The sequence below is a fragment of the Stenotrophomonas sp. STEN021 genome (genome assembly GCF_056760175.1).
Map to the genome: position 1 here is coordinate 1 of NZ_JBRREH010000097.1, position 17,318 is coordinate 17,318.

Consider the following 17,318-nt stretch of genomic DNA (forward strand, 5'->3'; position numbering starts at 1 on the left):
ATACTTTCAAAGAACTTCGAATCGGGCCTCAGCGCCTTCTTCGTAGGCTGCGACGTTTCCGTCGTAGCGAGCCGCCCATTATATGGTGGCTTTTCTGCTTCGTCAACACCTCAACCGAGGCGGTGACTTCAAGCTTTCCTTCTGCTGGCGCCTCTTGCGAGGCCCCTGCGTCGGGGGAGGTGAAGTATGTGCTTCTTTGCGGGGTTTGTGAAGGGGGTGTTGGAGGTTTTTTCCAACTTTCGTTCATTGGGCCGCTGGAGAAGCTGGGAGTGCCTTGCTTGCACCTTATTAGTGTGCGGAAGCACGGCCTTCCTGTTGAGCTGATTGAGCGTGCCGCGCTACTTACACAGCGACGCTTCGCCCTACCCTCTCCCCAACCCCTCTCCCGGAGGGAGAGGGGCTTCAGGCATCAGGTGCTTGCCACCAGCAGGACGCGGGCGAAGGTGCGCTTGCCAACCTGCAGCAGGCCCTCGAAGCCGGGCTGCAGTACGGTCTGGGCGTCTTCGACTACTTCGCCGCCCACCTTCACCGCACGCTCCTTGAGCTTGCGTGACGCTTCGGAGTTGCTCGGGGTCAGGCCCGCAGCGGTCAGCAGGGCGCCGATACGCAGGCCTTCGGCCGGTACCGCAACTTCCTGCAGCGGCAGTTGGGTGATGTCGCCCTGCCCGGTTACTGCGGCATTCCAGCCGGCAATCGCCTGCTCGGCGGCAGCGGCGTCATGGAAGCGGGTGGTCAGCTCACGCGCCAGGCGCAACTTGATCTCGCGCGGGTTGATGGTGCCAGCCTCGACGTCGGCACGCAGCTGCTTGGCCTCGTCAATGGAAATGTCGAAGCTGAGCAGGTCGATCCAGCGCCACATCAAGGTGTCGTCCACCTTCATGGTCTTGGTGACCATGTCGATGGCCGGCTCGCTGATGCCAATGTAGTTGTTCAGCGACTTGGACATCTTGTTGACGCCATCCAGGCCTTCCAGCAGCGGCATGGTCAGCACGATCTGGGCCTTCTGGCCGTGATGCTCCTGCAGGCCACGGCCCATCAGCAGGTTGAACTTCTGGTCGGTGCCGCCGAGCTCAACGTCGGCTTCCAATGCCACCGAGTCGTAGCCCTGCACCAGCGGGTAGAGGAATTCGTGGATGGCGATGGACTGCTGGGCGGCGTAGCGCTTGGCGAAGTCATCGCGCTCGAGCATGCGGGCGACGGTGTGCTGGCCGGCCAGGCGGATCATGTCGGCTGCCGTCATCTTGCCGAACCACTCGGAATTGAAGCGGACTTCGGTCTTCTCGCGGTCCAGCACCTTGAACACCTGCTCTTCATAGGTGCGCGCATTGGCCAGCACGTCTTCCTTGCTGAGCGGCTTGCGGGTCAGGCTCTTGCCGGACGGGTCGCCGATCATGCCGGTGAAGTCGCCGATCAGGAAAATGACCTGATGGCCCAGGTCCTGGAATTGCCGCAGCTTGTTCAGCAATACGGTATGGCCCAGGTGCAGGTCGGGGGCGGTGGGGTCGAAGCCGGCCTTCACGCGCAGTGGGCGGCCGCTTTCCAGACGCTGGCGCAGTTCTTCCACTTTGAGGATTTCGTCGGCTCCACGACCGATCAGGGCAAGGGCTTCATCAATCGAGGACACGCTAAAACTCCCGACTTCGCAGTCAAAAACATGAATGGTGTTAAGTACAAGTTAACCACGTTAACCGATCGAAAAGCCATGCGGCTCAATGGTTTGACGCGGTATTGATACGTGTCTATGTTACCTGCGTTTGGGCCCGCGATCCGGGTCGACCAGAGAACCGACCGATGTCCCAACCCGATCATGGCTCCGCGCGCAAACAGCGCTTCCAGGAAAGACTCCACGTCCTGCACGACAACGCCCTGCATCGGAAGTTGAAGGAACATCTGCCCGCCGCGTTCAACGAACGCTGGAACCGGCGGCACTGGATCCATGCCAGCCTGTTCGTCACCATCGGTGCACTGGCGGCCACGATCGTCCCCGGTTTCTCCAATTCCATCGACAGCAACCTGCCGTCGTCGCATTCCACGCTGGCCCTGCCACTGCCGCCATTGTCGCTGGCGCGGCGCGGTGAAACCCCGGGCGACAGCTGGCAGATCCAGCGGGTGGAACGCGGCCAGACCCTGAGTGATCTGTTCGAAGCCGCCGGGGTACCGGCGACCACCATGCAGAAGGTGCTTGACCATCCGGGCACCCGCGAGGTGTTGACCAAGCTGCGTCCCGGCGCGGAAATCGCCTTCGACCTGCCGGTAAATGGCACGTTGCGCACGATCCGCTTCGACCGCGATGCCAGCCACCGCGTGGAGCTGAGCCTTCAGGGCGAGCAGATCCGCGAAAAAGTCAGCGAGCGTGCAACCAGCACCCGCACCGTGGTGGCCAGCGGGGAAATCACCAGTTCGCTGTACAACGCCGCCCGCAAGGCCGGCCTGTCACCCTCGGCCATCGCCACGATGACCGATGAAATCTTCAAGTACGACATCGACTTCTCCAAGGACCTGCAGCCGGGCGACCGTTTCAGTGTGGTGATGGACGAGACCTGGCGCGAAGGCGAGCGCATCGATACCAGCAAGATCCTGGCAGCAACCTTCCAGACCGGCGGCAAGACCTATACCGGCTTTCGCTTTGATCGCGGCGGCAAGGAAGAGTATTTCGACCTCAATGGTCGCTCGTTGAAGAAGAGCTTCATCCGCTCACCGATCCAGTTCGCCCGCCTGAGCTCGAATTTCGGCACCCGCCGCCACCCCATTCTCGGCACCATGCGCACCCACAAGGGCGTGGACTACGCCGCACGCACCGGCACCCCGATCATGGCCGCCGGCGATGCCCGCGTACAGTTCGCCGGCACCCAGCGCGGCTATGGCAACGTGGTGATCCTCGACCATGGCAGCGGCCACACCACGCTGTACGGGCATATGTCGCGGCTTGGGCCGTACCGCGCCGGCCAGCGCGTGAACCAGGGCCAGGTGATCGGCTACGTGGGCTCCACCGGCATGTCGACGGGCCCCCACCTGCACTACGAATTCCGCGTCAACGGCGTGCACCGCAACCCGCTGTCGGTGACGATGCCGCCGCCGCAGCCGCTGCAGGGCGCCGATCTGGCCGCCTTCCGCGCGCAGACCGCACCGGCGATGGCGCGCATCCAGGGCATGGAAGAACTGATCTACGCCGATGCTGGCGACAGCAGGAAGCCGGCGGCAACGCAGACAGCCGCTGCCGCACCGGCAACCGGTGGCAAGCGCGGCTGAGCCAGCGCCATACCGTTGACGATACGGGCAGGGAGCTTGAAGCTTCCCTGCCCGTTTCTTTTCAGCGACCGCCATGACTTCTGTTGATCCACAGCTGCCGTTGTTTCTTGGCCTGATGTCCGGCACCAGTGCCGACGGCATCGATGCGGCGCTGGTGCAGTTTCCGCAGAGCGGCGGCTGCCGCTTCGTGCACGGTTACACGCATGCCTGGGATGACGCGACCCGCGATGCCTTGATCGCGCTGGGCCAAGGTGGCGAGCCCGTATCGATGGATGCGCTGGGGCAGCTGGATGCCAGCGTTGGCATCGCCTTCGCCGCTGCCGCCAATCAGCTGCTGGAAGATGCCGGGGTACAGCGCGCGCAGGTGCAGGCGATCGGCTCGCACGGCCAGACCATCCGGCACCGGCCGCTGAGCACTCCGGCCTTCACCTGGCAGATCGGCGATGCCAACCGTATTGCCGAGCTGACCGGCATCACCACCGTTGCCGACTTCCGCCGCCGCGACGTGGCTGCTGGTGGGCATGGCGCGCCGCTGATGCCAGCCTTTCATCTGGCGATGCTGGGCAGCGCCGATGAAGATCGCGCGGTGCTCAACCTCGGTGGCATTGCCAACCTGAGCCTGATTGCCCGCGACGGCAGCATCCGCGGTTTCGATACCGGCCCGGCCAATGCGTTGCTGGATGGCTGGTGCCAGCGCCATCTTGGTCATGCGTTCGATGCCGATGGCGCGTTTGCTGCCAGTGGCCGCGTGGATGAAGCCTTGTTGGGTCGGCTGCTGGCCGAGCCTTGGTTTGCCTTGCCGCCGCCAAAAAGTACCGGCCGCGAGCAGTTCCATCTTGAGTGGGTGGGGGCGCAGCTGGGCGTGAATGCGTTGGCACCTGCGGATGTGCAGGCCACGCTGCTGGAACTGACGGTCGCCACGGTGGCCAACGCACTGCTGGCAGAGCTGCCCGCTGCGCGGCGGGTGCTGGTCTGCGGTGGTGGTGTGCGTAATCCGCAGCTGTTGTTGAGGCTGCAGGTGCGGCTACCGGGTGTGTCCGTCGAGTCCAGTGCCATCCATGGGCTGGATCCGGATTACATGGAGGCAATGGGGTTTGCATGGTTGGCGCAGGAAACCCTGGCCGGTCGCCCGAGCAATCTGCCCAGCGTCAGCGGAGCACGCGGGCCGAGGATTCTGGGCGCGATTCATTTGGCGTGAGCCCTTGGGTTTTAGTAGCGGCTTACGCCGCGAAGCTGACCCTGCGTCCACGCGACGTGCATACCCAATGCCCGGATTGCCAGGCATTTTCGCCACCGGCTCGACCAGTGGCTTCGCGGCTAACGCCGCTCCTACAAACCGCTCCAGCCGAGCACGGCTCGGCTCTACAGGTGGCTTAGATGTCGCTGCCGATCGGTAGCGCCTGCAGGGCTTTGATGGCCTCGGACAGCACGTCCACTTCAGGGCTCTCGAAGCCGCCACGTACATGGTGTTCGCTGGTGAACAAACCTTGCTCAAGCAGGGCCAGGCAGGTTTCCTCGCGGGTCCAGCCGCGCGCCACCGACAGGCGGCGGATACGTTCCATCAGCAGCGGGTCGATATCCCGCAACACAACATCTGCCATGCTCCCTTCCTCGTAGCAAGGCCGCCCCCTCGGCGCGTCGGGGGCGATCATCCCGCAGCAGACAGATGCAGGCAACCGGTTTACATGGTGCGGGCAAGCCGGCGCTGATGCAGGATCAGCAACAAGCACAGGATCACGACCGGGATCGCCACCAGAGCCGTACCAATGAAGAACAGCGCGTAGCCTTCCAACAAGCTGCGCCCCTGGGCCAGGGCCTGTACCGACCATCCCGAAAATCCCTTCAGAGCCTTACCCGGCATGGCGTAGAACGAGCTCAACAAGGCGTACTGGGTCGCGGTGTAGCCAAGGCTGGTCAGGCTGGACATATAGGCGATCAGCGCGGTACCGGCAAATCCACTGGCAAAGTTGTCGATCGCCATGGCGATGGCGAAATGGGTGATGTCCGGGCCCGAATAGGCCAGCCACGCAAATGCCAGATTCGAACATGGGCCTAACACGGCGCCGACCACCAAGGCCACCAGCATGCCCCAGCGCAATGCCACTACACCGGCGGCGGCGATGCCCACGAAAGTCGCGACCAGACCAATCGAGCCGCGCACAGCACCGACGGTTTCCTCGCTCAAGCCGAGATCGACATAGAAAGGATTGGCCATCGGGCCCATCACGAAATCGGCCAGACGGTAGAAGCTGATCGCCGCAAGAATCAGCAGTGCGCCACTGCGGTGCTCACGCACGAAGGCGACGAATGGACCAATCACGGCATCGAACAAACCGCGCGGCGTCCACAACGGTGCGGACTGCTTCGCCACTGCCAGCTGCGCAGGCAACGGTTCGCGAGCCATGAACACGGCGACGATACCTACCGCCATCAAGCCGGCCATGATTTCGTAGGAAACCTGCCAGCCCACCTTGGCTGCAATCAGCAGGATCAACGCGTCGGTTACCAGCAAAGCCGAGCGATAACCCAATGCCGATGAGGACGTGAGCAGGCCAAGCTGTTCGCCGTTGTCAGCCGACTCGATGCGCCAGGCATCGATGACAATGTCCTGGGTCGCCGAGGCGAAAGCGACGATGACTGCCATCACCCCGAACACCACGATGTGCTCCCAGGCGACACCGAGGAAGGTGATCTGGCCGCCCTTGGGCTGGATCAAGCCCATGCCGACCAGCCCGGCAACCACGATCAGCTGCGACAGCAACATCCAACCGCGCCTGCGCCCCAACCAGCCAAACAGCGGCGCATTGGTCTTATCGACAATGGGCGCCCACAGGAACTTCAGCGAATACGCCAGGCCGACCCAGGACAGGAAGCCGATGGCATCCAACTGTATGCCTTCTTTGCGCATCCAGAAGCCCAGCGTGTTGCCCACCAGGTACAGCGGCAGGCCGGAGCTGAAACCCAACAACAACATCGCCAGCACCTTGCGCTGGCTCAAATTGGACAACACCCGCTGCCAGGGGCGCTGGGGCTTGGCAGGCTCACTCACAGGTCATAGTCCACGGTGAACGGGGCGTGGTCGGAGAAGCGCTGGCCGGTGTAGATCGAGCAGTTGCGCAGACGATCACGCAGGCCCGGGGTGACGAACTGGTAGTCGATGCGCCAACCGACATTGTTGGCGCGGGCCGCGCCGCGGTTGCTCCACCAGGTGTAGTCCTGGCCTTCAGGGTGCAGCGCGCGGTAGGCGTCGACCCAGCCGCGGCCGTTGGCGGCGTCGGTAAGCTCGGCCTGGTCGGCGCAGAAGCCGTTCATCCAGTCGCGTTCTTCCGGCAGGCAGCCGGAGTTCTTCTGGTTGGACTTCCAGTTCTTGATGTCCAGCGCGCTGCGCACGATGTTCCAGTCACCGCACAGCACGTAATCGCGACCACTGGCCAGCCACTCGTCCAGGATCGGCTTCAGCCACTCCATCACCTCGAACTTGAAGCCCTGGCGCAGCTCACCCGAGGAGCCGGACGGAATGTAGAAGGAAACCACGCTGAGGTTGCCAAAGCGCGCCTCGATATAACGACCTTCGTCGTCGAACGGTGCCCAGCCCAGCGAGGTACGCACTTCATCGGGCTCGCGCCGGCTCCAGATCGCCACCCCGCTATAGCCCTTCTTGGTGATGGCGTCGCGGTAGAAGCAGTGGTGGCCGTCGGGGCGGAACAGCGCGTCGGTCAGCTGCGACTCCTGCGCCTTGGTCTCCTGGACGCAGAGCACGTCGGCCTGCTGGGCCAGAAACCACTCGTTGAAGCCCTTGGTGGTGGCCGAACGGATGCCGTTGGCATTGAAGCTGGTAATACGCATGAAGGACCGCTGTTGGGAAAGCTCAAGACCGGCACAGCATACCGCCCGGACCGGGGCGGCCGGCAAACCGGGCCTCGGCTTTCCCCGGACAGCAGCCCGGTTCGCTGCAGGCCCCCCTTGCCCGGACCCGCAGCGCAGCAATTGCAAGGGCCATGCTTTACCCTAGGAGCCTCAATAGACGATAAGACAGCGTATTTACATGAGTGACCACCGTTCCCGTTTCCTGCAGCTGGCGTTGAATGCCGACGCGCTGCGTTTTGGCCAGTTCACCCTGAAGTCTGGCCGGGTAAGCCCGTATTTCTTCAACGCTGGCCGTTTTGACACCGGCCTGGCGCTGGCCCAGCTGGGCAACTGCTACGCCGACGCCATCGACGCCGCCGGTATTGCCTTCGACCAGCTGTTCGGCCCGGCCTACAAGGGCATCCCGCTGGCTACCTCGATTGCCTGCGAGTTCTCGCACCGCGGTCGCAACCTGCCGTTGACCTTCAACCGCAAGGAAGCCAAGGACCACGGCGAAGGCGGCACCCTGATCGGCGCCGACATGGCCGGCAAGCGCATCCTGATCGTCGATGACGTGATCACTGCCGGCACCGCCATCCGCGAGGCCCTGGCCATCATCCGCGAAGCCAAGGGCATCCCGGCCGGCATCGTGGTGGCGCTGGATCGCCAGGAGATTGCCTCGGAAGAGGACCGCCGTTCCGCCGCACAGGCCGTGTCGGCCGAAACCGGTATTCCGGTGATTGCCGTCGCCAATCTGGCCGATCTGCTTGCATTCGCGTCCGGGAACCCGGAACTTGTTGGCTATCGCGAACCGTTGCTGGCCTACCGTGGCCGCTACGGGAGCAATCCGACAGGCTGATAGCAGGGGGCTGCCATGGTGCCGAATCCGTCCAAAACCGCCGCGACGTTGGTGCTGATGCTGGCTGCACTGGCACTGCCGGCGCTGGCGCAGAACAAGCCAGCCGATCCCGGCAAGAAGCTGTATTGCTGGGATGAAGGCGGCAAGCGCATCTGCTCGGACACCTTGCCACCGGAAGCGGTGAACAAGGCGCGTGAGGAATTCAACGCACGCAGCGGCACACGCGGAGCGGATGTGCAGCGCGCGCTCACCGCCGAAGAGCGCGCTGATGCGGCCTTGGCGCAGGCCCAGCAGGAAGTGGATGCAGCAGCAGCGGATACGCGCAAGCGTACCGAGCAGGCGATGTTGTCCACTTACGCCACGGAAGATGATCTGCGCCGTGTGTTCAGTGAACGCACGGCGATTGTCGACAACAACGTCAAGACAGCGATTTTCAACGTGACCAGCCTGCGGGGGTCCTTGGCAGCCCAGCTCACCGCCGCTGGCAACAAGGAGCTTGCCGGGCAGAAGGTGCCTGACAAGCAGGCCGGCGAGATCCGCCAGCGCCACAACGAGCTGCTGGCGCAGCTGCGTCTGCAGACCGCGTTCGAGCAGCAGCGGCAGGCGCTGGAAGTTGAGATCGCCGAGAGCCTGGCGCGGTATCGCGAGCTGAAGGGGATTCCCGCGCCGGTTGATGCCGCAGCGGCAGCGGCCGCACCGGCTGCTGGTACAGAGCCTGCCAAGGGCTGAGCGGTAGGCGGTAGTGCCGAGCCATGCTCGGCAGAGCTCTCCCGATACATTGTCGGATTGCGAATGAAAGCGGCCTTCGGGCCGCTTTTTTTATGGCTTTCAGTCAAAAGCTTCCCCCTCATCCGGCCCTACGGGGCACCTTCTCCCGCCTGCGGGAGAAGTTGCCCCGCAGCGGCGGATGAGGGGCTTCGCCCTGGCCTCGGCTCTGGCTTCAGTTTGGGCGGTCGCGCCGTCAGCCGCCCCACCCCAAACCCCACTTTTTACGCGCCTTTTACGCCTGCCCCGCCCCAACAGCGTCGATCATTTACGCCTCCCAGGCGGACGATAGCGGCCTGATCGGGGTGATCAGACTTGTCGTTCGCGCCTGCCTGCCGCCCTACCCGTCCACCGACGCGTACTCCGGCAGCCCCGGTCGCGTCCTGATCATGATTCGAGGTTTCCATGCCCGGCTGGCTTGCTCTGTTGTGCGGCGTAGTGGTGCTGATCGCCGCTGCCTACCTGTTGTACGCGGTCCTTCGACCCGAATCGTTCTGAGGAGTGCCGTCGTGACTGAAGCCATCATCCTCATTCTGGCCAGCCTGGCGCTGGCCTGGCCACTCGGCCTGTACCTGGCGCGACTGATGCGCGGTACGCCGATGCGTATCGACATCCTCTTCAACTGGATCGAAAAGCCGCTGTACCGCGTGCTCGGCGTTGATCCCAAGCACTCCATGTCCTGGCGTGGCTATGTGGTCGCGTTCCTGATCAGCAACCTGGTGCTGGCGGTGCTGACCCAGGCAGTGTTCATGACCCAGGCCTGGTTGCCGTTGAACCCGGACAACATCCCCAACATGCGCTGGGACACCGCGCTGCACACCATGGTGTCGTTCCTGACCAACACCAACCAGCAGCACTACAGCGGCCAGGCGCAGCTGTCCTACTTCTCGCAGATGACCGGTATCACCGGCCTGCAGGTGATCACCCCGATGATGGGCCTGGCGCTTGCAGTGGCAACACTGCGTGCCTTGTTCATGAAGCCGACGACAGGCGACACCGGTAGTACACCGGTGCGCGTCACCGTGGGCAACTACTACGCCGACGTGGTGCGCCTGTGCCTGCGCTTCCTGCTGCCGCTGTGCCTGGTATGGACACTGCTGCTGAACTGGCAGGGCGTGCCTTCCACGCTGGCGGGTGGCCCGCAGGCGACACCGATCGACGCCAGCGCCGGCATGGAAACGCAGAAGATACCGCTCGGCCCGGTCGCGGCGATGGTCGCGGCCAAGCAACTGGGTGCCAACGGCGGCGGCTGGTATGGCCCCAACAGCGCCTTCCCGCTGGAAAACCCGACCCCGCTGTCCAATGCCTTGGAGTTGATCGGCATCCTGCTGATCCCGATGGCCATCATCTGCATGCTTGGTGCCTTCACTGGCCGGCGTCGTTTCGGTGCACTGGTATTCGGCTGCATGCTGACCATGTCGGTCATCACCACCAGTGCCAGCCTGTGGTTGGAAGGCCATAGCGCCAGCGCCGCCAGTGCCTTGTTGATGGAGGGCAAGGAGGCACGCTTCGGCGCCGATGGCACGGCGCTGTGGTCGTCCATCACCACCCAGGTGCAGAACGGCTCGGTCAACGGCATGCATGATTCGCTGAGCCCGCTGGGCGGCATGATGCCCATGGTCAACATGCTGATCAGCGCGATCTGGGGCGGTATCGGCTGCGGTATCCAGCAGTTCCTGGTCTATCTGATGATGGCGGTATTCCTGGCCGGCCTGATGACCGGACGTACGCCCGAGCTGCTCGGCCGCAAGCTGGAAACGCCGCAGGTGCGCCTGCTCGCGGTGCTGGTATTGCTGCAACCGATCACCCTGCTCGGGCTGACCGCACTGACCCTGGCCATCCCCGGCCTGGCTGGCACCTCCAACCCCGGCTTCCACGGCATCAGCCAGGTGTTCTACGAGTTCACCTCGGCCTATGCCAACAACGGCTCGGGCTTTGAAGGACTGGCTGACAGCACCTTGTGGTGGAACCTGAGCTGTGCGCTGGTGTTGGTATTGGGCCGTTTCCCAATCCTGATCATCCCGCTGATCATCGCCACCCAGCTGGCCGCCAAACGGCAGGTGCCGCAAAGCGCCGGCAGCCTGCAGATTGAAACCCCGACCTTCGCATTGACGCTTATCTGCGTGGTCATCGTCCTTACCGTGCTGCAGTTCCTGCCGGCATTGGTGCTTGGCCCGGTGGCCGAACACCTGAGCCTGCTGGCCCTGCAGGGAGTTTCCTCACCGTGAACGCCCCCATGAACCGCTCCGCTTCTCCTGCGGCATCGCGCCGCCCCGCCCTGCTCGATGCGGCCGGCCTGCGCCGTGCGTTGATCGACTCGGTCCGCAAGCTCTCACCGCTGCATCTGCTGCACAACCCGGTGATGGCGGTGGTGATGGTCGGCACCGTGCTGGCGCTGATCGTCACCCTCAGCGGCAATGCGCCGATGGGCTTCGGCCTGGCCGTTACCGCGATCCTGCTGGTGACGGTGTTGTTCGGCAATTTTGCCGAAGCCGTGGCCGAGGCACGTGGCCGTGGCCAGGCCGCGTCCCTGCGACGTGCACGCCAGGACCTGGTCGCACGGCGTGTTTCCACGCCGTTGCAGGGTGCTGCCGAAAGCCGCGTCCCCGCTGCCGAGCTGCGCCCGGGTGAGTATGTGATCGTCAGTGCCGGCGAGTTCGTGCCGGCCGATGGCGAGATCGTGCGCGGCCTGGCCACCATCAACGAAGCGGCAGTCACCGGCGAATCGGCACCGGTACTGCGCGAAGCCGACACCGACCGCTCCGGCGTGATCGGCGGCACCAAGGTGCTGTCCGACGAGATCGTCGTGCGGGTCAGTGCCGAACCGGGCCACAGCTTCCTCGACCGCATGATCGCGCTGGTGGAAGGTGCCAACCGGCAGAAGACGCCCAACGAGATTGCGCTGACCCTGTTGCTGGCGGCGATGTCGCTGACCTTCCTGGTGGTAGTGGCAACGCTGCCGGCGATTGCAGGCTTTGTCGGCGTCACAGTCGATCCACTGCTGTTGATCGCCCTGCTGGTATGCCTGATCCCGACCACAATCGGCGGCCTGCTGCCGGCCATCGGCATCGCCGGCATGAACCGTGCGCTGTCGGCCAATGTGCTGGCCAAATCCGGCAAGGCCGTGGAAGTGGCCGGCGACGTCGACGTGCTGTTGCTGGACAAGACCGGCACCATCACCTACGGCGACCGCCAGGCCACCCATTTCCATCCACTGGCCGGTATCGACGCTGCACAGCTGCGTGAAGCCTCGCTGCTGTCGTCGCTGGCCGACCCGACCCCGGAAGGCAAATCCATCGTGCGTCTGGCCCGCCAGCAGGGTTGCACCACCGCCGAGCCCGACCACGTTCATGCGGATCCCTCCGCAAAAGCCCGCACATCCATGTGCGGGGTCCTAAATTATCTGGCGTTTACCGCGCAAACCCGCATGTCCGGCGTCGACCTGGACAACGGCCGCAGCATCCGCAAGGGCGCTGCCGATGCCATCACCGCGCATGTACTGGCACTGGGCGGCAGCGTGCCGAACGAGCTACAGGCGCGGGTGGATCAGGTTGCCCGTGGCGGCGCCACGCCGCTGGTGGTCAGCGAAGGAAAGCATGTACTCGGCGTGGTGGAGCTGGCCGACGTGGTCAAGCACGGCATGCGCGAGAAGTTCGCACAGCTGCGGGCGATGGGTATCCGCACGGTGATGATCACTGGCGACAACCCGCTCACCGCCGCCGCCATCGCCGCCGAAGCAGGTGTCGACGACTACATCGCGCAGGCTCGACCGGAAGACAAACTGGCACGCATCCGTGCCGAGCAGGCCGGTGGCCGACTGGTGGCAATGGTCGGCGACGGCACCAACGACGCGCCGGCTCTTGCCCAGGCCGATATTGGCCTGGCGATGAATTCCGGCACGCAGGCGGCCAAGGAAGCCGGCAACATGGTCGATCTGGATTCGGATCCGGCCAAGCTGCTGTCGGTAGTGGAAGTTGGCAAGCAGCAGCTGATTACCCGCGGTGCGCTGACCACCTTCTCGCTGGCCAACGACGTCTCCAAGTACTTTGCGATCCTGCCGGCACTGTTCGCTGCCAGCATCCCGTCGATGGCAGCCTTGAACGTGATGCAGCTGTCGAGCCCGCGCAATGCCGTGCTGGCAGCGCTGATCTTCAACGCGCTGGTGATTCCGGCCCTGATTCCGCTGGCCCTGCGCGGCGTGCGCTTCCGTCCGGCTACTGCCACCGCGTTGCTGCGGCGGAACATGCTGGTGTACGGCCTGGGCGGCGTACTGCTGCCGTTTGCGGCCATCAAGGCCATTGACCTCCTTCTTGCTCTGGTAGTTGGCGCATGAACACCTCCAATGCTTCTCCCCGTCGTGCCGGCAACCCGCTGTGGCGGCCGGCCATTGGTCTGTCACTGTTCGGCCTGTTTGGCACCGGTCTGGTCTATGCAGTGCTGGCGACCGGCATCTCCGGCTCGCTGTTTCCGGCACAGGCCGATGGCAGCCTGATCCGCGATGCCGATGGACAGGTGCGCGGCTCGCTGTATCTGGCGCAGCCGTTCACTGGCGATGGTTATTTCCAGAGCCGTCCTTCGGCTGCCAACTACGATCCTATGGCCGCGGCCGGCAGCAATATGGCGCGCAGCAACCCGGACCTGGTCAAACGCGTCAGCGAAGCCACTGCTGCAGTTGCCGCGCGCGAAAAGATCGATCCGGCCAAGGTGCCGGGCGATCTGATCACGCAGTCGGCCAGTGGACTGGACCCGGACCTGTCCCCGGCGGCGGTACAGGTACAGGTGGCGCGGGTGGCCGCTGCACGTGGCCTGCAACCGGCACAGGTGCAGGCACTGGTTGATGCGCAGCTGCAGGACCGCCAATGGGGCGTGTTCGGGCAGCCACGCATCAACGTGATTGCCCTCAACCGGGCCTTGGACCAGGCCAGGCATGCACCCTGATGCGGGGTGCACCTGCAGCAGCGCACAATCACGGCCATGAACGACTCCCGTAGCCGCCAGGCCGATGCCTTGGCCGAGGCCCTGCAACGCGACGCTGGCGGCAAGCTGACCGTCTTCCTCGGCGCCGCGCCGGGCGTGGGCAAGACCTTCAGCATGCTCACCCGCGCCCAGGAACAACTGCGGCGCGGGGTGGATGTAATGGCGGCCGTGGTTGAAACCCACGGCCGCAGCGATACCGCCGCCCTGCTCGACGGCCTGCCGCGCATTGCAATGTGCGCGCTGGAGTACCACGGCCATCAGTTGCAGGAAATGGATCTGGATGCGGTGCTGGCACGCAAGCCGGCACTGGTGCTGGTCGATGAGCTGGCCCATCGCAACGCTCCGGGTAGTCGTCACGAGCGGCGCTGGCAGGATGTGATGGAACTGCTCGATGCCGGTATCGACGTGTGGACCACGATCAACATCCAGCACCTGGAGAGCCTCAACGATGTGGTGATGCGCATCACCGGTGTGCGCGTCAGCGAGACCGTGCCCGACGTGGTGTTCGATCGCCTGCACGACATCGTGCTGGTCGACCTGCCACCGCGTGAGCTGATCGAACGCCTGCAGCAAGGCAAGGTCTACGTGCCGGAACAGGCCGCGCAGGCACTGCAGGCTTTCTTCTCGCCGGCCAACCTCACCGCCCTGCGCGAACTGGCGATGCAGGAAGCCGCCGACCGCGTCGACAGCAGCCTGCGCGAAACCCGCGCCGCGCGCGGCGAAGGCAATCTGCCGCTGCGCCGCCGCGTTGTGGTCGCCATCGACGGCGGCGGCCAGAGCGAATACCTGGTGCGGGTGGCGCGGCGCATCGCCGAGCGCCGCGATGCGCCGTGGACGGTGGTCACCGTGCAGCATCGTCGCCATGACGAAGCTACCCGTCGCGAAATCGACGATGCGTTTGCGCTGGCACGGCGCCTGGGCGGTGATGCCGAATTGCTGCATGGGCCGGGCATCGCCGATGCGCTGCTTGATTACGCCGCGCACAACGCGGTGTCGTCACTGGTGCTGGGCCGTACCCGCGAACGGCCACTGGCACGACTGTTCAACCAGACCCTGACCCAGCAGTTGATCCAGCGCGGCGCACACTACGAGATCACCATCATCAGCACGCCGCAGGCACGCGCCAACGCGCGTCGCTTCGGCTTGTCGCTTGCGCCGGACAGCTGGGGCAAGGATGCGATGACGGCAGTATTGGCCACCGTCGGTGCCTGCCTGGCGGCGTGGCTGGGCGAGCACTGGATCGGCTTGAGCGACCTGGCAATGGTGTTCATCGTCGCGGTGGTGTTGGTTGCCGCGCGCACCCGCATGAGTGCGGCGGTGCTGGCGGCGACGCTGTGCTTCCTGGCCTACAACTTCTTCTTCATCGCACCGCGCTTCACCTTTGCGATCAGCGCGCGGCAAGGCGTGATCACCGTCTTCCTGTTCCTCGCCGCCGCACTGGTTGCCGGCCGCTTGGCATCACGCCTGCGCATGCAGGTGGTGGCGCTGCGCGCGGCCAATCGCCATGCCAATGTGCGGCAGACGCTGGGGCGGCAGTTGGTTGGCGCCACTGACAATGCCCAGGTCGCGCATGCTGGCCGCGTGGCTCTGGAGCAGGCGCTGGATGCGCCGGCGTGGGTGCGGCTGGGTGAGGACACCAGCACCAGCGGCACAGCCGCACCGGGCGACACCGATCTGGCTGCCGCCGATTGGGCGCTGCGGCATGGGCAACCTGCCGGCCGCTTCACCGACACGCTGGCCGGCGCCGGCTGGTGGTTCCTGCCCTTGCTCGACGGCGAAGCGCACGCAATCGGTGTGGCCGGCCTGCGCTTTGACCATCAGCATCCACGCCTGGCCCCGGAGCAGCGCCAGCTGGTGGAAGCGATGGCCGACGACATCGCCCAGGCCGCATTGCGCACGCGGCTGGTCGCCGATTTGGAAACCGCGCATCTGCACAACGAAACCGAGCGCCTGCGCTCCGCGCTGCTGTCCTCGGTATCACACGACCTGCGCTCGCCGCTGGCGGCGATGATCGGCTCGGCCGACAGCCTGTCCAACTACGCCGATGCAATGGATGCCAGCGACCGCCGCGCCCTGCTCGACACCATCGTGGTCGAGGGCGAGCGGCTGGACCGCTATATCCAGAACCTGTTGGACATGACCCGGCTCGGCCATGACGGGCTCAAGCTCAACCGCGACTGGATCGGCGTGGACGAGCTGATCGGCTCGGCCGCGCGGCGCCTGCAGCGCTACCAACCGGGCGTACGCCTGCAGCTGGATATCCCTGCCGACTTGGCACCGATCTGGGTGCATCCGGCACTGGTCGAGCAGGCGGTGTTCAACGTGATGGAGAACGCTGCCAAGTTCTCGCCGCCCGGCGTGCCGGTGGAAGTGCGTGCGCGCCAGCAGGCCAACGAGCTGCGCATCGAGGTGATCGACGCCGGCCCCGGCATTCCCGACGCCGAGCGCTCGCGCATTTTCGACATGTTCTACAGCGTGGAGCGCGGCGACCGCGGCCGCCAAGGCACCGGCCTGGGCCTGACCATCTGCCAGGGCATGATCGGCGCGCACGGCGGCAGCGTCGAAGCGCTGCCGGGACGCGACGGACGCGGTACGCTGATACGCATGACCCTGCCCCTGCTCCAGCCACACCCCGAGAGCCCGCGCGATGACGGCTGAAACGCCGGCCATTCCGCCACCGCGCGTGCTGGTGGTCGATGACGAAGTGCAGATCCGGCGCTTTCTGGATATTTCACTGCGCGCGCAGGGCTATGCGGTCAGCCAGGCTGCCAACGGCGCCGAGGGCCTGCGGCGGCTGGCCGAGGACGGCGCCGATCTGGTGGTGCTGGATATCGGCCTGCCCGACATGGAAGGCCACGACGTACTGGCCGAGCTGCGGCAATGGAGCCAGGTGCCGGTGATCATGCTCAGCGTGCGTGCCGGTGAAGCCGAGAAAGTTCGCGCCTTGGACAACGGCGCCAATGACTACGTGACCAAGCCGTTCGGCACCCAGGAATTGATGGCACGGGTACGTGCACTGTTGCGCAGCCGTAGCACCGACAGCGAAGGCCAGGTACCGGTGTTTGACGACGGCCGCCTGCATATCGACCTGTCGCGCCGCGATGTGCGGGTGGATGGCGAAGCCATCGCATTGACCCGCAAAGAGTACGCACTGCTGGCCTTGCTGCTGCGCAATGCCGGACGGGTGGTGACCCAGCCGCAGATCCTGCAGGAAATCTGGGGGCCCACACATCGGCACGACACGCACTACCTGCGCATCCTGGTGGGGCGGTTGCGGCACAAACTTGGCGATTCGGCGCTGGAGTCGCGCTATCTGTTTACCGAACCGGGGGTTGGTTTGCGGTTTGGTGGAACGTGAGCGACAGCTTGTAGGAGCGGCGTCAGCCGCGAAACTGGTGAAACAACAGCCGCCAAGCGATCGGCGATTGCAACCACCCCTAAGCTGAAGGTGCAGTGGCTTCGCGGCTGACGCCGCTCCCAGAAGCCAGCGCCGGGGGAAGCAGAAGCAGAAGCAAAGGCAACCCCTCCCCAGCCCTCCCCTTGGCTACGCCAAAGGGAGGGAGACAAGCGGCAGCGCTTCGGTCTGATGGTCAGCGCGCGATGCGCCCCCTCCCTTTGGCGT

The 17,318-nt window shown here is 64.9% G+C and carries 14 protein-coding genes; 10 read left to right on the forward strand and 4 right to left on the reverse strand.

All coding sequences use genetic code 11. The features are described from left to right. Positions 1-409: 409 nt before the first annotated feature. Complete coding sequence (tyrS, locus tag ACVOL0_RS17550; RefSeq protein WP_481550169.1) at positions 410-1,624, reverse strand: tyrosine--tRNA ligase; 1,215 nt, start codon at positions 1,622-1,624, stop codon at positions 410-412. A 167-nt stretch (positions 1,625-1,791) separates the two neighbouring features. Between tyrS and ACVOL0_RS17555 the strand changes: the two genes are divergently transcribed. Further along, complete coding sequence (locus ACVOL0_RS17555; protein ID WP_481550170.1) at positions 1,792-3,249, forward strand: peptidoglycan DD-metalloendopeptidase family protein; 1,458 nt, start codon at positions 1,792-1,794, stop codon at positions 3,247-3,249. Between the two features lie 73 nt (positions 3,250-3,322). Further along, complete coding sequence (locus ACVOL0_RS17560; RefSeq protein ID WP_481550171.1) at positions 3,323-4,447, forward strand: anhydro-N-acetylmuramic acid kinase; 1,125 nt, start codon at positions 3,323-3,325, stop codon at positions 4,445-4,447. A gap of 175 nt (positions 4,448-4,622) precedes the next feature. Here ACVOL0_RS17560 and ACVOL0_RS17565 read toward each other — a convergent pair whose 3' ends face one another. The 3 genes from ACVOL0_RS17565 to ACVOL0_RS17575 all read right to left on the reverse strand — a co-directional run bounded on the left by ACVOL0_RS17565 (position 4,623) and on the right by ACVOL0_RS17575 (position 7,095). Then, positions 4,623-4,850, reverse strand: coding sequence for a hypothetical protein (locus tag ACVOL0_RS17565; RefSeq protein ID WP_481550172.1), 228 nt, complete (start codon positions 4,848-4,850; stop codon positions 4,623-4,625). 80 nt (positions 4,851-4,930) lie between these two features. Continuing rightward, positions 4,931-6,298 carry an AmpG family muropeptide MFS transporter gene (locus ACVOL0_RS17570; RefSeq protein ID WP_481550173.1) on the reverse strand — a complete coding sequence of 456 codons (1,368 nt, stop codon included), beginning with the start codon at positions 6,296-6,298 and terminating at the stop codon, positions 4,931-4,933. Then, positions 6,295-7,095, reverse strand: a complete 801-nt coding sequence (locus ACVOL0_RS17575; protein ID WP_481550174.1) for an exodeoxyribonuclease III — start codon at positions 7,093-7,095, stop codon at positions 6,295-6,297. Before ACVOL0_RS17575 ends, ACVOL0_RS17570 begins: the two co-directional genes overlap by 4 nt. A gap of 199 nt (positions 7,096-7,294) precedes the next feature. On the opposite strand from ACVOL0_RS17575, the gene pyrE reads away from it, so the two are divergent. The 8 genes from pyrE (at position 7,295) to ACVOL0_RS17615 (ending at position 17,054) form a co-directional block, all read left to right on the forward strand. Beyond that, positions 7,295-7,954: an orotate phosphoribosyltransferase gene (gene pyrE, locus ACVOL0_RS17580; RefSeq protein ID WP_481508329.1), complete on the forward strand. Its 660-nt coding sequence runs from the start codon at positions 7,295-7,297 to the stop codon at positions 7,952-7,954. 69 nt (positions 7,955-8,023) lie between these two features. After that, positions 8,024-8,683: a hypothetical protein gene (locus ACVOL0_RS17585; RefSeq protein ID WP_481550180.1), complete on the forward strand. Its 660-nt coding sequence runs from the start codon at positions 8,024-8,026 to the stop codon at positions 8,681-8,683. Between the two features lie 441 nt (positions 8,684-9,124). Further along, positions 9,125-9,217, forward strand: coding sequence for a potassium-transporting ATPase subunit F (locus ACVOL0_RS17590; protein ID WP_054660392.1), 93 nt, complete (start codon positions 9,125-9,127; stop codon positions 9,215-9,217). An 11-nt stretch (positions 9,218-9,228) separates the two neighbouring features. Further along, complete coding sequence (gene kdpA / locus ACVOL0_RS17595) at positions 9,229-10,947, forward strand: potassium-transporting ATPase subunit KdpA (protein WP_481550175.1); 1,719 nt, start codon at positions 9,229-9,231, stop codon at positions 10,945-10,947. A gap of 8 nt (positions 10,948-10,955) precedes the next feature. Then, positions 10,956-13,052 carry a potassium-transporting ATPase subunit KdpB gene (kdpB, locus tag ACVOL0_RS17600; protein WP_481550176.1) on the forward strand — a complete coding sequence of 699 codons (2,097 nt, stop codon included), beginning with the start codon at positions 10,956-10,958 and terminating at the stop codon, positions 13,050-13,052. Next, positions 13,049-13,657, forward strand: coding sequence for a potassium-transporting ATPase subunit KdpC (gene kdpC, locus ACVOL0_RS17605; RefSeq protein WP_481550177.1), 609 nt, complete (start codon positions 13,049-13,051; stop codon positions 13,655-13,657). The genes kdpB and kdpC overlap by 4 nt, the downstream gene beginning before the upstream one ends. 36 nt (positions 13,658-13,693) lie before the next feature. Next, positions 13,694-16,354 (forward strand): ATP-binding protein, encoded by a 2,661-nt coding sequence (locus ACVOL0_RS17610; protein WP_481550178.1) that lies wholly within the window; start codon positions 13,694-13,696, stop codon positions 16,352-16,354. Next, the gene (locus ACVOL0_RS17615; RefSeq protein ID WP_481550179.1) at positions 16,344-17,054 is read left to right on the forward strand and encodes a response regulator transcription factor; all 711 of its coding nucleotides are present in this window, start codon (positions 16,344-16,346) and stop codon (positions 17,052-17,054) included. Before ACVOL0_RS17610 ends, ACVOL0_RS17615 begins: the two co-directional genes overlap by 11 nt. Positions 17,055-17,318: the final 264 nt, after the last annotated feature.